Raw genomic sequence first — 17,601 nt, forward strand, 5'->3', positions numbered from 1 at the left:
TGTTTCTGGCCATGATTTAACCCTCCAGAACAGAACCCTTTAAGTGTAGTTCTGAAGGGCTGAATCATGGTGGTAATCAGGAAAATTTATCAGGACGCGGACACTCCCGAAAATCGGGAGCGAGTGAAGAGTGTCTTGCGCGATTTGCGCTATGATGCGGATGGCTATTTTTTCGTCTATGACTTCAATGGTGTCAACCAAGTTCTCGGTCCAAAACCGGAACTAGAAGGCAAAGATTTGGCCAATCTGAAAGATGCCGATGGCAAATTATTCATACAAAACATTATTGCTGCGGCACGTTCCGGTGATGGTTATACCCAATACCAATGGCATAAGCCTTCGGTGAATAAAGCAGTCGCCAAGCTGAGCTTGAGCAAAGCGCTGGATAAATATAACTGGATTGTAGGTACCGGATTCTATATCGACGATATTGAAGCCCAATTGGCTGCACAACGGACGATTGCCGAGCAAGAATTACATACGGCTATTCAACGAAATTTATTGATCTCACTCTTGGTTCTACTGTTTACCACCGGGGTAACGGCGATTATTGGTAACCGGATCTCCCAGCCTCTGGAGGCAGTCGTGCATGCATTGGATGATATTGCGCATGGCGAGGGGGATCTGACCCGACGTTTGCACAGCACCAGTAAGGATGAAGTAGGGGAGCTGAGTCGTGCATTCAACCACTTCGTGGAGCGAGTGCAGGGAGTGGTGGCGCAAGTCGGTACTACCAGCCAGCATGTATTTGAAGTCTCGGAGCGGCTCAAGGCCTCTTCCGGCCAGTTTATCCAGCAAATGCAAGGTCACCGTCGCGAAACCGAACAGGTGGTCACCGCGGTCACCGAGATGAGTTCTACGGCGCAAGAAGTGGCCTCCAGTGCGGCGAATGCGGCTACAGCCACCTCAGCTGCTAGCCATGAAGCGGCAGCCGCTCGAGGTGTTGTCGCTACGGCCTCACGGAGTATCAACGAACTGGTCAGTGAAGTCGATCAAGCCTCTCAGGTCATCGAACAGTTGGCGCAGGAGACCAGCAAGATCGGCTCTGTGGTCGAGGTGATCCGCAGCATTGCCGAGCAAACCAATCTACTGGCGCTCAATGCCGCCATTGAGGCTGCTCGCGCCGGAGAGCAAGGCCGAGGCTTTGCGGTGGTTGCCGATGAAGTGCGTTCCCTGGCCGGACGAACCCAGCAGAGTACGTTGGAAATTAATAATATGCTGCAACGTTTGTTGGCTGGCGTGTCCGAGGCGGTGCAGGTGATGAACACCAGTCAAGAGCACAGCAAACACACGGTGCACGAAACCGCCCAGATATCCCATTCTCTGGATGGCGTCGCGGCAGCAGTGGATACCATCAATGATATGAACTTGCAGATTGCGACCGCAGCCGAGGAGCAGAATGCGGTATCCGAAGAGATCAACCGCAACCTGGTTGCCATCCAGCACATTGTCGAACAGCTGTCGCTGGCGGCGGAAGAGTCGGAGTTGACGACCCGGGATCTGGCGGATACCGGCCACCACCTTAAAGAGTTGGTGATGCGGTTTCGCTATTAACTATTAAGGTTTGGTATTTCCAAGGGGGCTTAGCCCCCTTGTTCTTTTGCTCGGTGTAAGCAATTCGCAATGCAGTGGCTTATTCGGGAGCTACCGCCTCTGCCTCCGGAGGCGTAAAGGTAGAAAAATAATAACAGTAGTGTTTGCCGAGGCTAAAAAACTCCCGCTGGGGTGGGGTTAGCTCCTCAAAATCCACCACTTTGGTGATCGTCCTGTCGTCATCCTTCAGGTTAATCAGATCGACTCCCTCCTGGACTCTACCTTTGGTAAATGGCAGGACACAGGGCTTGAGAGGGGAGCTGGGCTCACTGGACATCACTAGCGCCAGGGTGCCATCGCTGAGCAAGACTAGGCTGCCGGGAGGATAGACGCCCATGACTTTGATGAGCAGCTGCATAAAGCCACTGTCGAGCTGCTTGTTCGCGCGTTTGAAGAGTCCCGCGATAATTTGATTGGGGATCCCGGGGCGGGTCGCGTTGCGCGGGTGCAATTGCTCATCAAAGCTGTCAACGACGGCAATAAGGCGCGACAGCGGGTCCAGTTGATCGCCCTTGAGCCCTTGCGGGTAGCCAGAGCCATCCAGCCGCTCATGGTGCTGATACGCGGCTTGCCGGACTTTCAGTGAGAAGGCATTCAAGCTGGTCAATTGCTCGTAGCCATATTGCACATGCATCCGCAGGTAATTGACCTCCGCTTTACTGAGCTCGGTGCGCTTGCGGGTAATTTGGCTCGGGATCTTGATTTCACCGATGTCATGTACCAAACCAGCAAGACCGGCATCCTCGATTTCAAGCGGGCTCCAGCCAGCTTCTTTGGCGATTAGCATGGCGATAAACGCCACATTCAGACTATGCAGTAACAGACTATCGGCTTGATTGACGATGCGTACCAGATGAAAGCCAACGGGGCCCTCCTGCTGGCTTAGATGGAGTCCGGCATTGCGTACCAGCTCGGCGACTGTGCCAAGTCCCTCATCCGGCTTCAAGTTCAACTGGGATAGCGATTCACGCAGCGGCGATACCGAATTGGTAAAGGCTTTCTCCGAACTACGAATCGAGCGCCGCAATTGTTGCTGTTCGATTTTCTGGGGATCAGGCTTCTGCTCGAGATCGGGAGCTGCAGGGGCCACTTCTGCCACCACGGGGGTGATAATGACTTCCACTGTGCTCTTATCTGGATCGACGATGATCTCGCGCAACCCGATGTTCTGAATGATCTGCAGCTGCGACTCGTCCTTGATGCGAAATGAGCTGAATAAAAACGGATGCTGTTTCCAACTCAGCGGTAGTTTGACGTAATGCCCTACACGTAAGTCAGCAATTGGGACTGATATATCGCTCATTAATTCCTCCAGCCATATCTGATGAAACTAGCAAATCTGTGGCTTGCAGGCAAAAGAAAGGCCCGCACAATGTGCGGGCCTTCCTATTCACGGGTAATAAAGGGAAGAATTACTTCTTCTTCTTACCTTCTTCTTTCTTTTCTTCTTTGGCTTCAACTACAACAGCAGAACCTTCAACATAAGGACGGCCATAGTAGGAGTCGAGCAGAACCTGCTTCAGTTCGCTGATCAGCGGGTAGCGCGGGTTGGCGCCGGTGCACTGGTCATCGAAAGCTTCAACGGACAGGGCATCAACCTTGGCCAGGAACTTCTCTTCCGGTACGCCTGCTTCACGGATGGACATCGGGATGTCCAGTTCCTTCTTCAGGCCGTCAAGCCATGCCAGCAGCTTCTCGATCTTGGCGGCAGTGCGGTCACCCGCTGCAGTCAGACCCAAGTGGTCAGCAACTTCGGCATAACGACGACGAGCTTGCGGACGGTCATACTGAGAGAACGCAGTCTGCTTGGTCGGGTTGTCGTTGGCGTTGTAGCGGATCACGTTGCAGATCAGCAGGGCGTTAGCCAAGCCGTGCGGAATGTGGAACTCGGCACCCAGCTTGTGAGCCATGGAGTGACACACACCCAGGAAGGCGTTGGCGAATGCGATACCAGCGATGGTAGCGGCATTGTGAACCTTCTCACGAGCAACCATGTCAGCCTTGCCATTGTGATAGCTGGAAGGCAGGTATTCCTTCAGCATCTTCAGGGCTTGCAGGGCTTGGCCGTCTGAGTATTCGTTAGCGATAACGGATACATAGGCTTCCATGGCGTGAGTCACGGCATCAACACCACCGAACGCACACAGGGACTTCGGCATGTTGGCAACCAGGTTGGCGTCAACGATAGCCATGTTCGGAGTCAGTTCGTAGTCAGCCAGCGGGTACTTCACGCCAGTGGCATCGTCAGTTACTACGGCGAACGGAGTAACTTCAGAACCGGTACCGGAAGTGGTGGTGATACAAACCAACTCGGCCTTCTGACCCATTTTCGGGAACTTGTAGATACGCTTGCGGATATCCATGAAGCGCATGGCCAGATCTTCGAAGGCGGTGTTCGGATGTTCGTACATCACCCACATGATCTTGGCGGCATCCATCGGTGAACCACCACCCAGAGCCAGGATCACGTCCGGCTTGAAGGATTGGGCCATCTCGGCGCCCTTACGAACGATGGACAGAGTCGGGTCGGCTTCTACTTCGTAGAATACTTCCACTTCCATGGACATGCCTTTCAGCAAGCGTACCAGTTCATCGGTGTAACCGTTGTTGAACAGGAAGCGGTCGGTGACCACCATAGCGCGCTTCTTGCCTTCCAGATCGCTCAGAGCGATTGGCAGGGAACCACGACGGAAGTAGATAGATTTTGGAAGTTTGTGCCACAGCATATTTTCAGCCCGTTTAGCGACCATCTTCTTGTTGATCAGATGCTTCGGACCAACGTTCTCGGAGATAGAGTTACCACCCCATGAGCCACAACCCAGCGTCAGAGACGGGGCCATCGCGAAGTTGTACAGGTCACCGATACCACCGTGGGTGGTAGGGGTGTTGATCAGGATACGTGCAGTCTTCATCTTGTCGCCGAAGTACTTCACGCGGTCTGCATTGATGTCCTGGTCGGTGTACAGAGCGGAAGTGTGGCCGATACCACCCAGATCCACCATGTCACACGCCATGCTGACGGCTTCTTCAAAGTTCTTGGCACGGAACATACCCAGAGTCGGGGAGAGTTTCTCGTGAGCGAATTCTTCTTCTTCGCAGACCTTGACACCTTCACCGATCAGGATCTTGGTATCAGCCGGAACCTTGACACCGGCCATATCGGCAATCTTGGTGGCTGGTTGACCCACGATGGCTGCGTTCATGGCGCCGTTGATCAGGATGATCTTGCGAACCTTGTCGGCTTCGTCCTTGGACAGAACATAGCCCTTGTGGCTGGCAAAACGCTCTTTCACTTGTTCGTAGATGCTGTCAACGACGATAACGGCTTGTTCAGAAGCACACACCACACCGTTGTCGAAGGTCTTGGACATCAGGATAGAAGCAACAGCACGCTTCACATCGGCAGTTTCATCGATAACAACAGGTACGTTACCAGCACCCACACCGATAGCCGGCTTACCAGAGGAGTAAGCAGCCTTCACCATGCCTGGGCCACCGGTGGCCAGGATCAGGTTGATGTCAGCATGCTTCATCAGCGCGTTGGAGAGTTCAACAGACGGTTGATCGATCCAGCCGATGATGTCAGCCGGAGCACCGGCGGCAATCGCTGCATCCAGTACCAGCTTGGCAGCGGTATTGGTGGAGTTCTTGGCACGTGGGTGCGGGGAGAAGATGATGGCATTACGAGTCTTCAGCGCAATCAGAGACTTGAAAATTGCAGTTGAAGTCGGGTTGGTAGTCGGAACGATACCACAGATGATGCCAACCGGCTCGGCGATGGTGACGGTACCGAACTCGTCATCTTCACTCAGAATGCCGCAGGTCTTTTCATCTTTGTACTTGTTGTAGATGTACTCGGAGGCGAAGTGGTTCTTGATAACCTTGTCTTCGATGATACCCATGCCGGATTCAGCAACAGCCATCTGGGCCAGCGAAATACGGGCATTGTTGGCAGCCAGAGCGGCGGCACGGAAGATTTTGTCTACTTGCTCTTGAGAGAAAGTAGCGAAAACACGTTGCGCTTCCTTAACACGAGCAACCAGCTCGTCCAATTCGGCAAGGTTTGATACTGCCATAGCGTTTTCTCCTACTGAGTTTTTGAAAACTGTTTACTAATGTTTGGCGTTAATAAGATGTGATGACGTTTGACCAGCGAAAAACGAGTATACACAATGCTGGCTTCACGACAATTTTCCTATCTACGTCGCTTAGGAAACAATTTTCGAACTGGATTATAGGAGCAGCTTTCCCTGCCCAACTTGATCCATGTCAATTGTTGTAAAATGACAAAAGAAATTTTGTTTCACCTCTTGTTACGATTGCTTGGCTGGTAAATGGTCTTGCCTAAAGTAAGGATACTGAGTTTTAGCGCCTTAAGGGCTCGCATGGCATCCATATGGTCGCTCATGAGCAGGCAGCCGAAACGCTCGCTGAGTGGATGCACAATTTTAACTCGTTGGTTATATTCATGTTCCTGATTAAAGATCGCCGATGGTGCGAGTCTCTGCCGAGAGGCTGGAATTCGTTTTTTGAACAGAATTCAAGCGCTCTAAATGAAAAAAACTAATGTGGCTGGCCAGGATTAATTTTATTGATTGGCCTTTTATCCTGGGTTCTGGATAATCGCCGCGCTTCAAAAGCGTATATAATTTAGTTCGTTGGTTTTCAACATGCCGAGCCTGCTATGGAACATCTGGATTTTTCGCTCTATCTGAAGTTTTTTATCGGTTTGGTGGCTATCATCAACCCCCTCGGCCTGTTGCCGGTCTTTGTCAGCCTGACCAGTCATCAGAGCTCGCAGGAGCGGATGAAAACCAACACTACCGCCAATATTGCGGTGATGGTGATCCTGTGGGTCTCGATGTTCGGTGGCCAGGTTATTTTGGATGTATTTGGTATCTCTATTGCGTCGTTCCGTATTGCCGGTGGTTCGCTGATCACCTTGATTGCCTGGTCCATGCTGCAGGGCAAGCTGGGGGAGGTGAAGCATAACAAGGAAGAGAAAGGCGAGAGCATCGCCAAAGAATCCATCGCTGTGGTGCCGCTAGCACTTCCCCTGATGGCCGGGCCAGGGGCGATTAGTTCAACGATTGTCTACTCCAGCCAATTTCATACGCCAAGTCAGCTGTTTGGTTTGAGTTTAGTGGTTGTGGTTTTTTCACTCTTCTCTTGGTTAGTCTTTCGGGCAGCGCCATTATTGTTCCGTGTGATGGGCAAAACGGGAATTAACGTTGTCACCCGGATCATGGGCTTGATTATGATGTCGTTGGGCATCGAGATCATGGTGGCTGGATTGAAACATATGTTCCCCGGGTTGATGTAATTTGGTGCATACCCAGCACCAGAAATGAGCATTTGCTCGATAACTATTCATTTACTCTGCATATCAGGGTAAATGGATTGTAAACGCCCCGTCATTCCTGCGTATCCCCATAAAATCTATTGCATTCTTACTCATGTCAGGGAATTATTCATTGGTTCGAATATTGACCTTCGGCTCATTTGTGGCCGGTCAGTTCGACAAGGACAATCTGATACGGAGTAAGGACATGACTCATAATAAAAAAGCGCTCGCAATGGCGGTTGCTACTTCCATCCTGCTGTGGGGCTGTGGACAGCCACAACAAGCAGAACCAAAAGTAGCAGCTCCTGCTGCCAAGCAAGAGGCTGCCAAGCCTTTGAGCAAGGCAGACGTCAAGTTAGCGCCAGTTCAAGAATTAGTGAAAGGTAACGGTGCCGAGCCAGCAACCCTGGATCCGGCCAAGACAGAAGGAACTGTCGAATCCAACATTCAACGTGACCTGTATGAAGGTCTGGTGACCACAGGCCCGAACGGTGAAGTTCGCCCTGGCGTCGCTGAACGTTGGGAAACCAAAGATAATAAGGTGTACACCTTCTATCTGCGCAAAGATGCCAAGTGGTCCAATGGTGATCCTGTGACTGCTGGCGATTTCGTCTATGCATTCCGCCGCGTGGTGGATCCGAAGACCGGCTCTCCTTATTCCTGGTACCTGGAAACTCCCGGTATCGTGAATGCCACCGCCGTGATCAATGGTAAGGTCAAGCCGGAAGAGCTGGGCGTCAAAGCCGTTGACGATCATACCTTCGAAGTGACTCTGGAGAAGCCAATCTCCTACTTCGTCAGCATGATGGCACACACCACCGTTTATCCAGAGCCACAAAAAGTCATCGAGAAGTTTGGTGATAAGTGGACTCAACCAGGCAACCTGGTGGGTAACGGCGCATACAACCTCAAAGAGTGGGTTGTGAACGAGAAGATCGTTCTCGAGCGCAACAAGACTTACTGGGATGATGCGAACACCACCATCAACAAGGTCACCTACCTGCCGATCCAGTCTCAGAATGCGGATATGAACCGCTATCTGGCGGGTGAAGTCGAAATGACTTATGAAACCCCGATCGAACAATTCAAGCGCTTGCAAAAAGAGCGTCCGGATGAAGTTCGTGTCACCGGTTACGTCGGTACCTACTACTACGAATTCAATTGCAAGAAGAAGCCGTTTGATGATGTCCGTGTGCGTAAAGCACTGGCCTTCGCCATCGATCGTGCTGTGATTGCCGATTCCGTGATGGGTCAAGGTCAAAAACCTGGCTATGGTCTGGTTCCGGACTTCGTGGACGGTTTCGTACCGGCAACTCCGGCTTATGCCAAGCTGACCCAGGAACAACGCAACGAAGAAGCCAAGAAGCTACTCAAAGAAGCTGGTTTCGACGAAGCGCATCCGCTGAAGTTTGAACTGCTGTACAACACCAGTGAAAACCACAAGAAGGTCGCGGTTGCCGTTGCCGCCATGTGGAAGAAGACTCTGGGTGTTGATGTGGCGCTGGTGAACCAGGAGTGGAAAACCTACCTGGAAACCAAGTCAGGTGGCAACTTTGATGTGGCCCGTGCTGGCTGGATCGCCGACTACAACGAAGCCTCTTCCATGCTGGATCTGAAACAGACCACCCATGGTAACAACGATGGTAAGTACTCCAATCCGAAGTACGATGAACTGATGGCCAAGAGCCGTGAAGTTTCTGATTCTGCAGCCCGTAACAAGCTGTATGCCGAAGCTGAAACTATCCTGGCTGAAGATATGCCATTGGCAAACATCTACCAGTATGTGACTGCTCGTCTGGTCAAGCCTTATGTCGGTGGTTACCCCAACAACCCGTTGGATAACCTCTACACCAAGGACATGTATATCATTGCTCACTAAGAGTCTCCTGGAGCCATGATCAGAAACCCGCCTTATGGGCGGGTTTCTTCTGCTTGGCAAAACGAGGCTTGAAGCCTGTGCCGGAATCGATATGTTAAAATTCATACTAAAACGTCTGTTGGAAGCTATTCCGACTCTGCTGGTGCTGATCACGGTTTCATTTTTCATGATGCGGTTTGCACCGGGTAACCCGTTCTCGACCGAGCGTGGATTGCCACCTGAAGTCATGGCCAACATTCAACAAAAATACGGGCTGGATAAGCCTGTGTATCAACAATATTTGACCTACCTGGGCAATCTTGCGCAGGGTGATTTGGGTCCTTCGTTCAAGTACAAAGACTTCTCGGTGAATGATCTGGTGAGTAAAGCACTCCCTGTTTCAGCCACCATAGGTTCCTTTGCCTTTTTGCTGGCCTTGGGGCTGGGGGTGAGCCTCGGCATCATGGCGGCATTGCGACAGAATAGCTGGGTGGACTACGGCAGCATGTCGTTGGCCATGCTCGGGGTGGTAATGCCCTCGTTTGTCTTGGCGCCCGTTCTGACGCTGATTTTTGCCATCAACTTGCAGTGGTTGCCCGCGGGTGGCTGGAATGGTGGCCATCTGCAGTTCATGATCCTGCCGGTGATCGGCATGACCATGTACTACATCTCCTCGATTGCCCGCATCATGCGCGGCAGCATGATCGAAACCATGAACTCCAACTTCATCCGCACTGCGCGGGCCAAGGGATTGCCGCTCCATCACATCATTCTGCGCCATGCCCTGCGCCCGGCCATGCTGCCGGTCGTCTCCTATCTGGGGCCTGCCTTCGTCGGTATCATTACCGGCTCTGTGGTGATTGAAACCATCTTCGGCTTACCGGGTATCGGTCAGTTATTCGTCAATGGCGCCTTGAACCGGGATTACTCCATGGTTCTGGGTCTGACCATTCTGGTGGGAGCCCTGACCATCACCTTTAACGCGGTGGTGGATATTCTCTATGCCTTCATCGATCCGAAGATCCGCTACTGAGCCTGAGGTGGAATATGGTGCTTAGCAAACCCAAGCAACAAGCCGTCTCCTCCTTTGCGAGTGAGCTGGAAATCAAGGGGCGCTCCCTGTGGCAAGATGCCGCTCGCCGCTTCTTCAAAAACAGGGCGGCGCTGGCTAGCCTGATCATTCTTTCATGCATCACCCTGCTGGTGATCCTGGGGCCGCTGTTATCTGCCTACGCATTCGATGAGCCGGATTGGGCATCCATGCATTCGGCACCTGACTTTGCTGCGGGCCATTATTTTGGTACCGACAGCCTGGGGCGGGATCTGTTTGTTCGTACCCTGATGGGTGGACGTATTTCGCTGATGGTCGGGATCCTCGGGGCTCTGGTGGCCGTGGTCATCGGTACTCTCTATGGTGCGGCAGCCGGCTTCATCGGCGGTCGTCTGGACCGAGTCATGATGCGGACGCTGGAAATTCTCTATGCATTCCCCTTCATGTTCTTCGTCATCATGCTGGTGACCTTCTTCGGGCGTAACCTGTGGCTGATTTTTATCGCCATCGGTGCGGTCAGCTGGCTGGATATGGCGCGGATTGTCCGTGGCCAGACCCTGAGCCTCAAGAGCAAGGAGTTCATCGAAGCAGCCCATGTCTGTGGTGTTTCCCAGTGGAAGATCATCACCCGGCATATAGTGCCGAACGTACTGGGGATCGTGGTGGTCTACTCGACGCTGCTGGTTCCGGGCATGATCCTGTTTGAATCCTTCTTGAGCTTCCTTGGCCTCGGCGTACAAGAGCCGATGACCAGCTGGGGCGCCTTGCTGGATGAGGGCTCCAAATCAATGGAAGTCGCATTGTGGCACCTGCTGTTTCCGGCGGGTTTCATGGTGGTGACCCTGTTCTGCTTCAACTTCCTGGGTGACGGTCTGCGTGACGCCCTGGATCCTAAAGACCGTTAAGGAGCACGTCATGTCACTGTTAGTTGTCAATGATCTGCGTGTCGAGTTCAAGACCCCGGAAGGGAATGTGGTCGCCGTCAATGACCTGAATTTCTCTTTGGATGCCGCTGAAACCTTAGGGATTGTCGGAGAGTCCGGCTCTGGTAAGAGCCAGACTGCCTTTGCCCTGATGGGACTGCTTGCCAAGAACGGTATCATCACTGGCTCGGCCAAGTTCGAGGACAAAGAGATCCTCAACCTACCGGTGAAAGAGCTGAACCGTATCCGTGCCGAAAAGATCTCCATGATCTTCCAAGACCCCATGACCTCGCTGAACCCCTACATGAAAGTCGGTACTCAGCTGATGGAAGTGTTGCTGCTGCACAAGGGGATGAGTAAGGCGGATGCCTATGCGGCCTCGGTGCGGATGCTGGATGCGGTCAAGATCCCTGAAGCGCGCAAGCGGATGGACATGTATCCCCATGAATTCTCGGGTGGTATGCGTCAGCGGGTGATGATCGCCATGGCCTTGCTGTGTAACCCCAAGCTGCTGATTGCCGATGAGCCGACCACGGCGCTGGATGTGACCGTGCAGGCGCAAATCATGACCCTGCTCAATGAGCTTAAACGTGATTTCAATACCGCCATCATCATGATTACCCATGACCTGGGCGTCATTGCTGGTCTGTGCGACAAGGTGCTGGTGATGTATGCCGGTCGGACCATGGAGTACGGCAAGGTCAACGATATCTTCTATCGTCCGTCCCACCCTTACACCGAGGGGCTGCTCAAGGCGATCCCGCGTCTGGATACTGAAGGCGAAGTGCTGGCGACCATTCCAGGAAATCCGCCTAACCTGCTGCGTTTGCCCAAGGGGTGTCCGTTCCAAGAGCGCTGCCACCGGGTCAGCGATATTTGCCGCACCACGGCACCGGAATTGACGGGTTTCCATGATGGTCGCTTGCGCGCCTGTCACTGGGACTGGGAAGAGATTGAGCAGGGGAGAGAGGCGTGATGAGCGACAAGAAGCTGTTGCTGGAGGTGGATGCTCTCAAGGTCCACTTCAAGATCAAAAGCGACAAAAGCTGGCCCTGGTCACCGGCCCTGAATCTCAAGGCGGTGGATGGGGTCTCCATCAAGTTGTATGAAGGAGAAACCTTAGGCGTGGTCGGCGAGTCGGGCTGCGGCAAGTCGACCTTTGCCCGGGCCATTATCGGTCTGGTGCCAGCTACCGACGGCACTGTGGTCTGGTTGGGTCAGGATCTGACCAAGCTGCCGGCTCGTGAGCTGCGGGAAAAGCGCAAAGAGATCCAGATGATATTCCAGGATCCCCTGGCCTCCTTGAATCCGCGTATGACCATTGGGGACATCATTGCCGAGCCCTTACAGACCTTCTATCCGGAGCTCGGTAAGGTCGAAGTGATGGACAGGGTTAAGGCGATCATGATGAAGGTCGGTCTGCTGCCCAATCTCATCAACCGTTACCCGCACGAGTTCTCGGGTGGCCAGTGCCAGCGTATCGGTATTGCCCGGGCGCTGATCCTGGAGCCGAAGATGATCATCTGTGATGAGCCGGTTTCAGCGCTGGATGTTTCCATCCAGGCGCAGGTGGTCAACCTGCTCAAAGAGCTGCAGACCGAGATGGGGTTATCCTTGGTGTTTATTGCTCACGACTTGTCGGTGGTGAAGCACATTTCCGATCGGGTGCTGGTGATGTATCTGGGTAACGCGGTCGAGTTGGGGACCCGAAAGGCGATCTACTCCAACCCGCTGCACCCTTACACCAAGGCGCTGATGTCAGCGGTGCCGATTCCGGATCCGGATCTGGAGCGCAGCAAGACCATCCAGATCCTGGAAGGGGACTTGCCGTCACCCATCAATCCGCCCTCTGGTTGCGTGTTCCGCACCCGTTGTCCGATCGCGGGCCCTGAGTGTGCCAAAACGCGTCCGGGCATCACGGGTAACGATGACCATGCCGTCTCCTGCCTGAAGGTGAGTGTTGCTGTTTAGGTCTGAATTTTATGCATTGAAGATGGAGCGCCTTAGGGCGCTCTTTTTTTAACCACGAGTTACAGATTAACCATCTGTTAAATAGGTAGATAAACCGTGATTACCACTGGGTCGTGGAGATATATTCCCGTGGAATGCTGGAATAATTGGCATTGATCGGTATTCTAGACTACGGCAAAGCCAACCCAAGGAGAGACCCACCGTCACTTTGGCCAGCATTCCGGCACAGAGCCTGATTGAGACTGCGCTAAAGGCTGATGCCTCGTTCGCTACTATTCCTGTTTTCTCGCCTGCGCGTGGCCAACGGCTACTCTTTGTGTGTGAGGTGATATGGTTTGGTGATCTGATCCCGCGCCCCAGTGCAGCGTGGTGATAGGATCTGGCAGCTGTTTTTCGATACGGCCCGGCGACGATTAGACCAGACTATTGCACCTCAAGAGGAAGATGTTTCCATGGAAGTCAGACCCCAAGAGGGTGAACTCAAGCGCGGCTTGAAGAATCGCCATATCCAACTTATTGCTCTGGGCGGTGCCATTGGTACCGGCCTGTTTCTGGGCATAGCCCAGACCATCAAGATGGCCGGCCCTGCGGTACTGCTCGGGTATGCGCTCGGTGGTTTTATCGCCTTTCTCATCATGCGTCAGCTGGGGGAGATGGTGGCCGAAGAGCCTGTGTCCGGCTCGTTCAGTTTTTTTGCCAATAAATATTGGGGTGGCTTTGCCGGTTTCCTGGCGGGCTGGAACTATTGGGTGCTCTATGTGCTGGTCAGCATGGCCGAACTTACGGCAGTTGGCCTTTATGTCCAGTACTGGTGGCCCGAGATCCCGACTTGGGTTTCGGCCGCAGTCTTCTTTGTGCTGATCAATGCCATCAACCTCTCCAACGTCAAACACTTCGGCGAGATGGAGTTCTGGTTTGCCATCATCAAGGTGGTCGCCATTATCGGCATGATCGTCTTTGGTAGTTATTTATTGCTTAGTGGCACCGGTGGTCCTCAGGCTTCCATCAGCAATCTGTGGGCCAAGGGCGGCTTCCTGCCCAATGGCTGGCATGGTCTGGTCATGTCGCTGGCCATCATCATGTTCTCGTTTGGTGGCCTGGAGCTGGTGGGTATCACAGCAGCAGAGGCCGACAACCCACGGCAGAGCATTCCCCGTGCCGTGAATCAGGTGATCTATCGCATCCTGATCTTCTATGTCGGGGCGCTGGCTGTGCTGCTGGCTCTTTATCCGTGGAATCAATTGGCCGAAGGCGGTAGCCCGTTCGTGCTGATCTTCTCGGCGCTCGGCAGCGATCTCACGGCCAATATTCTCAATGTGGTGGTGTTGACGGCGGCCCTGTCGGTCTACAACAGCTGCGTCTATTGCAACAGTCGTATGCTGCATGGTCTGGCGCAGCAGGGCAATGCTCCGCGTGCGCTGATGAAGGTCGACCGGCGCGGTGTGCCGGTGACGGCGATTGTGCTGTCCGGGCTGATGACACTGATCTGCGTGGTGATCAACTATCTGATCCCGGGCAAGGCATTCCAGTTGCTGATGGCGCTGGTGGTGGCGGCTTTAGTGATCAACTGGGCGATGATCAGCCTGACTCACTTGAAATTCCGTCGCGCTAAAAATGCTGAACAGGTGGTGCCTGTGTTCAAGGCCTTCTGGTATCCGTTTGCTAATTACCTGTGCCTGGTATTCCTGGCGGGAATGCTGGTCATCCTCTACCTGCTGGGTGAGACGGTTTCGGTCTATCTGGTTCCGGTCTGGTTGGGACTGATCTGGGCCGGATATCAATATAAGTGTTATGTCAGCAACAAGGGTAAAAATGGCACGGGAATGACCCGGGTTATGGCTGAGTAACATCACGGGTTAGCCGATAATAGGAAAGCAAGAAGCCAGCGCTTTGCCGCTGGCTTTTTCATGCTCGCTTCTCGGCACCCAGCGAAAATTTTCAGAATTTAACAGGCCGCGGGTTAAGAAATAGGAGCGAGGCGTGTATCGTTTGGGGACGTACCCAGCCGAGAAGATCCCATGCAGTTAACTCGCTACACCGACTATGGCTTACGGATCCTGATCTTTCTGGCGCTCCAACCCGAGGGGCGGCGCTCTAGTATCGAGGAGGTTTGTGCCACCTTTGATCTGCCCCATAACCACATCAACAAGATTGTTCACCAGTTGGGTAAGCTCGGCTGGGTATCGACCCGACGGGGCAAAGGCGGCGGGATTTCTCTGGGGTTGCCACCTGAGGCGATCAATCTGGGGGAGGTTATTCAGTCACTGGAAGGCAATATGCAACTGGTGGAGTGTGGTTCTCCCTTGTGCCAGTTGTTGCCGGTGTGTCGGCTCAAGGGAGTACTGGCAGAGGCGGTCGAGGCCTTCTTCGCCAGCTTGTGCCGCCATTCGCTGGCCGATCTGATCCGCAATTCGACGGCAATCCGTCAGCAACTCGCCATTCCGTTGCTGAGTCTCTAGATCGGCCATTCAAGCAACCGGTCCGTGGTTGCCCATAGTTCATCAGGAGTTTGTATGCAGCTCGTACGTACCACCAATCAGGATCCACGCTTTACGGCTCTGACTCGCCAATTAGATGCCGATCTGCAAAGGCGCTACGGCCAGCAGCAGGAGGCCTACGCCACCCACAATCGACTGGCGTTACTGGAAACCGCGGTGATCGGGATGGTCGACGGCCAAGCTGTCGCCTGTGGCTGTTTCAAGCCACTGGATACTCATAGTGCCGAAATCAAACGCATGTATGTGCGTCCCGAGTGGCGTCGCCGTGGCTTCTCCGAGCAATTGCTGGTGGCACTGGAGCTCTGGGCGCGTGAACTCGGCTTAAGTCATCTGGTGTTGGAAACCGGGAAGGGGCAGCCAGAGGCGCTGGCGCTGTATCACAAACGAGGATTTGTGGTGACGGCAAACTATGGGCCATATATCGACCTGGATAACAGCATTTGTCTGGCTAAATCGTTATAAACGACAGTAGATGGCTTATCGGGGGCGCGCCTGCTAGAGCGTGACTCGTCTGATCAAGCTGTGATGATATCGGCTCGTTGACGTTGACGGATATGAGTCAGTGACTGATGCCGGTTGGTCCCTTTTTCTGTCCGGATATGCGATGAATTATTCACCCTTGCTGCTGAGTGCGTTGGCGATTGCGCTGACCTCTGCCTGTTCTGCTCCACCTGCAACTCCCGTCTCCAGCGTCGCGGCAACGCCGACTATAGCCCCGGTTAAACCCGTCGAGCTGACCTCGGCCACTCTGGATTTGAGCCCTGTCGCGGTCGCTGCTCCCAAGAGTCCTCTGCCAAAGGATTGGGCGAAAGGGGCCGTGTTTATGGAGATCTATGTTCGTGGCTATAAGGATTCTGATGGTGATGGGATTGGCGATTTCAACGGGCTGACCCAGCAACTGGATTACCTGGCCAATCTGGGCGTGCAGGGGATCTGGCTGATGCCGGTCAATCAGAGCCAGGATCGGGATCATGGCTATGCGGTGACCGATTATCGAAAAGTCGAGCCGGATTATGGCTCGGAGGCGGATTTCAAGGCGTTTCTGGCGGCCGCCCATGCCAGGGGTATCGGCGTCATCATGGATTATGTGATCAACCACAGCGCCTATCAGAACCCGCTGTTTCTGGACTCCAAAAACAAGTTCAATGATAAGCGCGACTGGTATATCTGGAAGGATCATGATCCGGGTTGGACCAACTGGGACGGCAGTGGTTCCTGGCATCGCAGCCGACCGGGGCAGAATTACTATTACGGCGTGTTCTGGGAGCAGATGCCGGACTTCAACCTGAAGAATCCAGAGGTTCTGGCCTACCATCAAGATAACTTGCGCTACTGGCTGAATACGGGCGTCGATGGATTCCGTTTCGATGCGGTCGGGCAGTTAGTAGAAAACGGTAAGAATGCCTACGAATCCCAGCCTGAGAACAAGGTGATCTTGCATGATCTCCAGACGCTGGTGACCACCAGCTACCCGGGGCGCTTTATGGTCTGCGAGGAGCCTGCCGATCCGGTAGGGGCCGCGGGTGAGGACTCCTGCGGTTCGTCCTTTGCGTTCGGTTTCAACGATGCGGTGCGGGCTTCGGTGTTGTCGGGCACTGTGACCGGCGAGCTACAGCAAAAGTTACAGCAGTACCCGCTGGCGAACATGGGGTTGGTACTCGGTAGTCATGACTCGTATGCCGGTGAGCGCCTGATTGAGGCTTTTGATGGCGATGAGGGGGCTTACAAGGCGGCGGTTGCCACCCAACTGACTCTGCCAGGCCAGCCGTTTATTTATTACGGTGAAGAGATCGGCATGGGGCATAGTGACGGCAACGGTGGCGATTGGGGCCTGCGGGCGCCCATGAGCTGGAGTGCCGAGGGTGGCTTCAGCACAGCAACACCATTTCGGGCACCTGCTGTGAATCGGCAGCACTACAATGCCGCCGCACAGCAAGCACAACCGGATTCGATCTGGAATTTCTACCGGCAGTTGATCGCGGTGCGCAAGGCGCACCCGGCGTTACGCGATGGCGAACTGACCCTTTTAAGCCAGGATCAGGTACTGGCATTCCGCCGCCATGACGCCAAAGAAAATCTGCTGGTGGTTATCAATTACGGGACGGGCAAGGGGCAGGTGGATCTGGCGTTGGGCAATTCGCAACAGCAACTGACGCCACTGAGTGGTTTTGGCTCCCAGGCTGAGACTACGGATCCGCAGGGAAACCTGACGCTGGATCTGGCACCCCGCGAGGTCCGAATCTATCGCCTGTAGCCCTAGGTACACGCCTTACCATTCTTCAAAGCCCTGATGCCTGGCATCAGGGCTTTTTTCTAATTCCAACATCATGCTTTGCGTTTCAGACTCCCATTGTGTCTCGGGG

12 protein-coding genes and 1 pseudogene are annotated in these 17,601 nt (G+C 53.8%); 11 read left to right on the forward strand and 2 right to left on the reverse strand.

All coding sequences use genetic code 11. The annotated features are described in order from the left end of the window. Positions 1-75: 75 nt before the first annotated feature. A pseudogene (locus ACYVG7_RS15305) lies at positions 76-1,554 on the forward strand (methyl-accepting chemotaxis protein); the annotation flags it as partial. 79 nt (positions 1,555-1,633) lie between these two features. On the opposite strand, the gene ACYVG7_RS15310 reads toward ACYVG7_RS15305, so the two are convergent. Continuing rightward, positions 1,634-2,896 (reverse strand): HD-GYP domain-containing protein, encoded by a 1,263-nt coding sequence (locus tag ACYVG7_RS15310; RefSeq protein WP_460883963.1) that lies wholly within the window; start codon positions 2,894-2,896, stop codon positions 1,634-1,636. Positions 2,897-3,005: 109 nt separating this feature from the next. After that, entirely contained in the window at positions 3,006-5,669 is a 2,664-nt protein-coding gene (adhE, locus tag ACYVG7_RS15315; RefSeq protein ID WP_460883964.1) for a bifunctional acetaldehyde-CoA/alcohol dehydrogenase, read from the reverse strand. Between the two features lie 608 nt (positions 5,670-6,277). Here adhE and ACYVG7_RS15320 point away from each other — a divergent pair. The 10 genes from ACYVG7_RS15320 (at position 6,278) to ACYVG7_RS15365 (ending at position 17,492) form a co-directional block, all read left to right on the forward strand. Continuing rightward, positions 6,278-6,916: a YchE family NAAT transporter gene (locus ACYVG7_RS15320; RefSeq protein ID WP_460883965.1), complete on the forward strand. Its 639-nt coding sequence runs from the start codon at positions 6,278-6,280 to the stop codon at positions 6,914-6,916. A gap of 226 nt (positions 6,917-7,142) precedes the next feature. Further along, positions 7,143-8,816 (forward strand): ABC transporter substrate-binding protein, encoded by a 1,674-nt coding sequence (locus tag ACYVG7_RS15325; RefSeq protein WP_460883966.1) that lies wholly within the window; start codon positions 7,143-7,145, stop codon positions 8,814-8,816. A 91-nt stretch (positions 8,817-8,907) separates the two neighbouring features. Continuing rightward, positions 8,908-9,828 (forward strand): oligopeptide ABC transporter permease OppB, encoded by a 921-nt coding sequence (gene oppB / locus ACYVG7_RS15330; protein WP_460883967.1) that lies wholly within the window; start codon positions 8,908-8,910, stop codon positions 9,826-9,828. 14 nt (positions 9,829-9,842) lie between these two features. Continuing rightward, positions 9,843-10,751, forward strand: coding sequence for an oligopeptide ABC transporter permease OppC (gene oppC / locus ACYVG7_RS15335; RefSeq protein WP_460883968.1), 909 nt, complete (start codon positions 9,843-9,845; stop codon positions 10,749-10,751). A 10-nt stretch (positions 10,752-10,761) separates the two neighbouring features. Next, positions 10,762-11,745: an oligopeptide ABC transporter ATP-binding protein OppD gene (gene oppD, locus ACYVG7_RS15340; protein ID WP_460883969.1), complete on the forward strand. Its 984-nt coding sequence runs from the start codon at positions 10,762-10,764 to the stop codon at positions 11,743-11,745. After that, complete coding sequence (gene oppF / locus ACYVG7_RS15345; protein WP_460883970.1) at positions 11,745-12,740, forward strand: murein tripeptide/oligopeptide ABC transporter ATP binding protein OppF; 996 nt, start codon at positions 11,745-11,747, stop codon at positions 12,738-12,740. Before oppD ends, oppF begins: the two co-directional genes overlap by 1 nt. Before the next feature lie 452 nt (positions 12,741-13,192). Further along, on the forward strand, positions 13,193-14,587 hold the full coding sequence (locus ACYVG7_RS15350; RefSeq protein WP_460883971.1) for an amino acid permease: 1,395 nt from the start codon (positions 13,193-13,195) through the stop codon (positions 14,585-14,587). Between the two features lie 171 nt (positions 14,588-14,758). Then, entirely contained in the window at positions 14,759-15,199 is a 441-nt protein-coding gene (locus tag ACYVG7_RS15355; protein ID WP_460883972.1) for an Rrf2 family transcriptional regulator, read from the forward strand. 54 nt (positions 15,200-15,253) lie between these two features. Then, positions 15,254-15,700: a GNAT family N-acetyltransferase gene (locus ACYVG7_RS15360; RefSeq protein ID WP_460883973.1), complete on the forward strand. Its 447-nt coding sequence runs from the start codon at positions 15,254-15,256 to the stop codon at positions 15,698-15,700. A gap of 142 nt (positions 15,701-15,842) precedes the next feature. Further along, the gene (locus ACYVG7_RS15365; protein WP_460883974.1) at positions 15,843-17,492 is read left to right on the forward strand and encodes an alpha-amylase family glycosyl hydrolase; all 1,650 of its coding nucleotides are present in this window, start codon (positions 15,843-15,845) and stop codon (positions 17,490-17,492) included. Positions 17,493-17,601 lie beyond the last annotated feature (109 nt).

Source organism: Pseudaeromonas pectinilytica (assembly GCF_054780855.1).

Excerpts from the sequence above, each read along its gene's own strand:
- ACYVG7_RS15310 (WP_460883963.1), bottom strand. The coding sequence starts at position 2,896 with ATGAGCGATATATCAGTCCCAATTGCTGACTTACGTGTAGGGCATTAC.
- oppC (WP_460883968.1), top strand. The coding sequence starts at position 9,843 with ATGGTGCTTAGCAAACCCAAGCAACAAGCCGTCTCCTCCTTTGCGAGT.
- oppF (WP_460883970.1), top strand. The coding sequence starts at position 11,745 with ATGAGCGACAAGAAGCTGTTGCTGGAGGTGGATGCTCTCAAGGTCCAC.
- adhE (WP_460883964.1), bottom strand. The coding sequence starts at position 5,669 with ATGGCAGTATCAAACCTTGCCGAATTGGACGAGCTGGTTGCTCGTGTT.
- ACYVG7_RS15350 (WP_460883971.1), top strand. The coding sequence starts at position 13,193 with ATGGAAGTCAGACCCCAAGAGGGTGAACTCAAGCGCGGCTTGAAGAAT.
- oppD (WP_460883969.1), top strand. The coding sequence starts at position 10,762 with ATGTCACTGTTAGTTGTCAATGATCTGCGTGTCGAGTTCAAGACCCCG.
- ACYVG7_RS15365 (WP_460883974.1), top strand. The coding sequence starts at position 15,843 with ATGAATTATTCACCCTTGCTGCTGAGTGCGTTGGCGATTGCGCTGACC.
- oppB (WP_460883967.1), top strand. The coding sequence starts at position 8,908 with ATGTTAAAATTCATACTAAAACGTCTGTTGGAAGCTATTCCGACTCTG.
- ACYVG7_RS15325 (WP_460883966.1), top strand. The coding sequence starts at position 7,143 with ATGACTCATAATAAAAAAGCGCTCGCAATGGCGGTTGCTACTTCCATC.
- ACYVG7_RS15360 (WP_460883973.1), top strand. The coding sequence starts at position 15,254 with ATGCAGCTCGTACGTACCACCAATCAGGATCCACGCTTTACGGCTCTG.
- ACYVG7_RS15320 (WP_460883965.1), top strand. The coding sequence starts at position 6,278 with ATGGAACATCTGGATTTTTCGCTCTATCTGAAGTTTTTTATCGGTTTG.
- ACYVG7_RS15355 (WP_460883972.1), top strand. The coding sequence starts at position 14,759 with ATGCAGTTAACTCGCTACACCGACTATGGCTTACGGATCCTGATCTTT.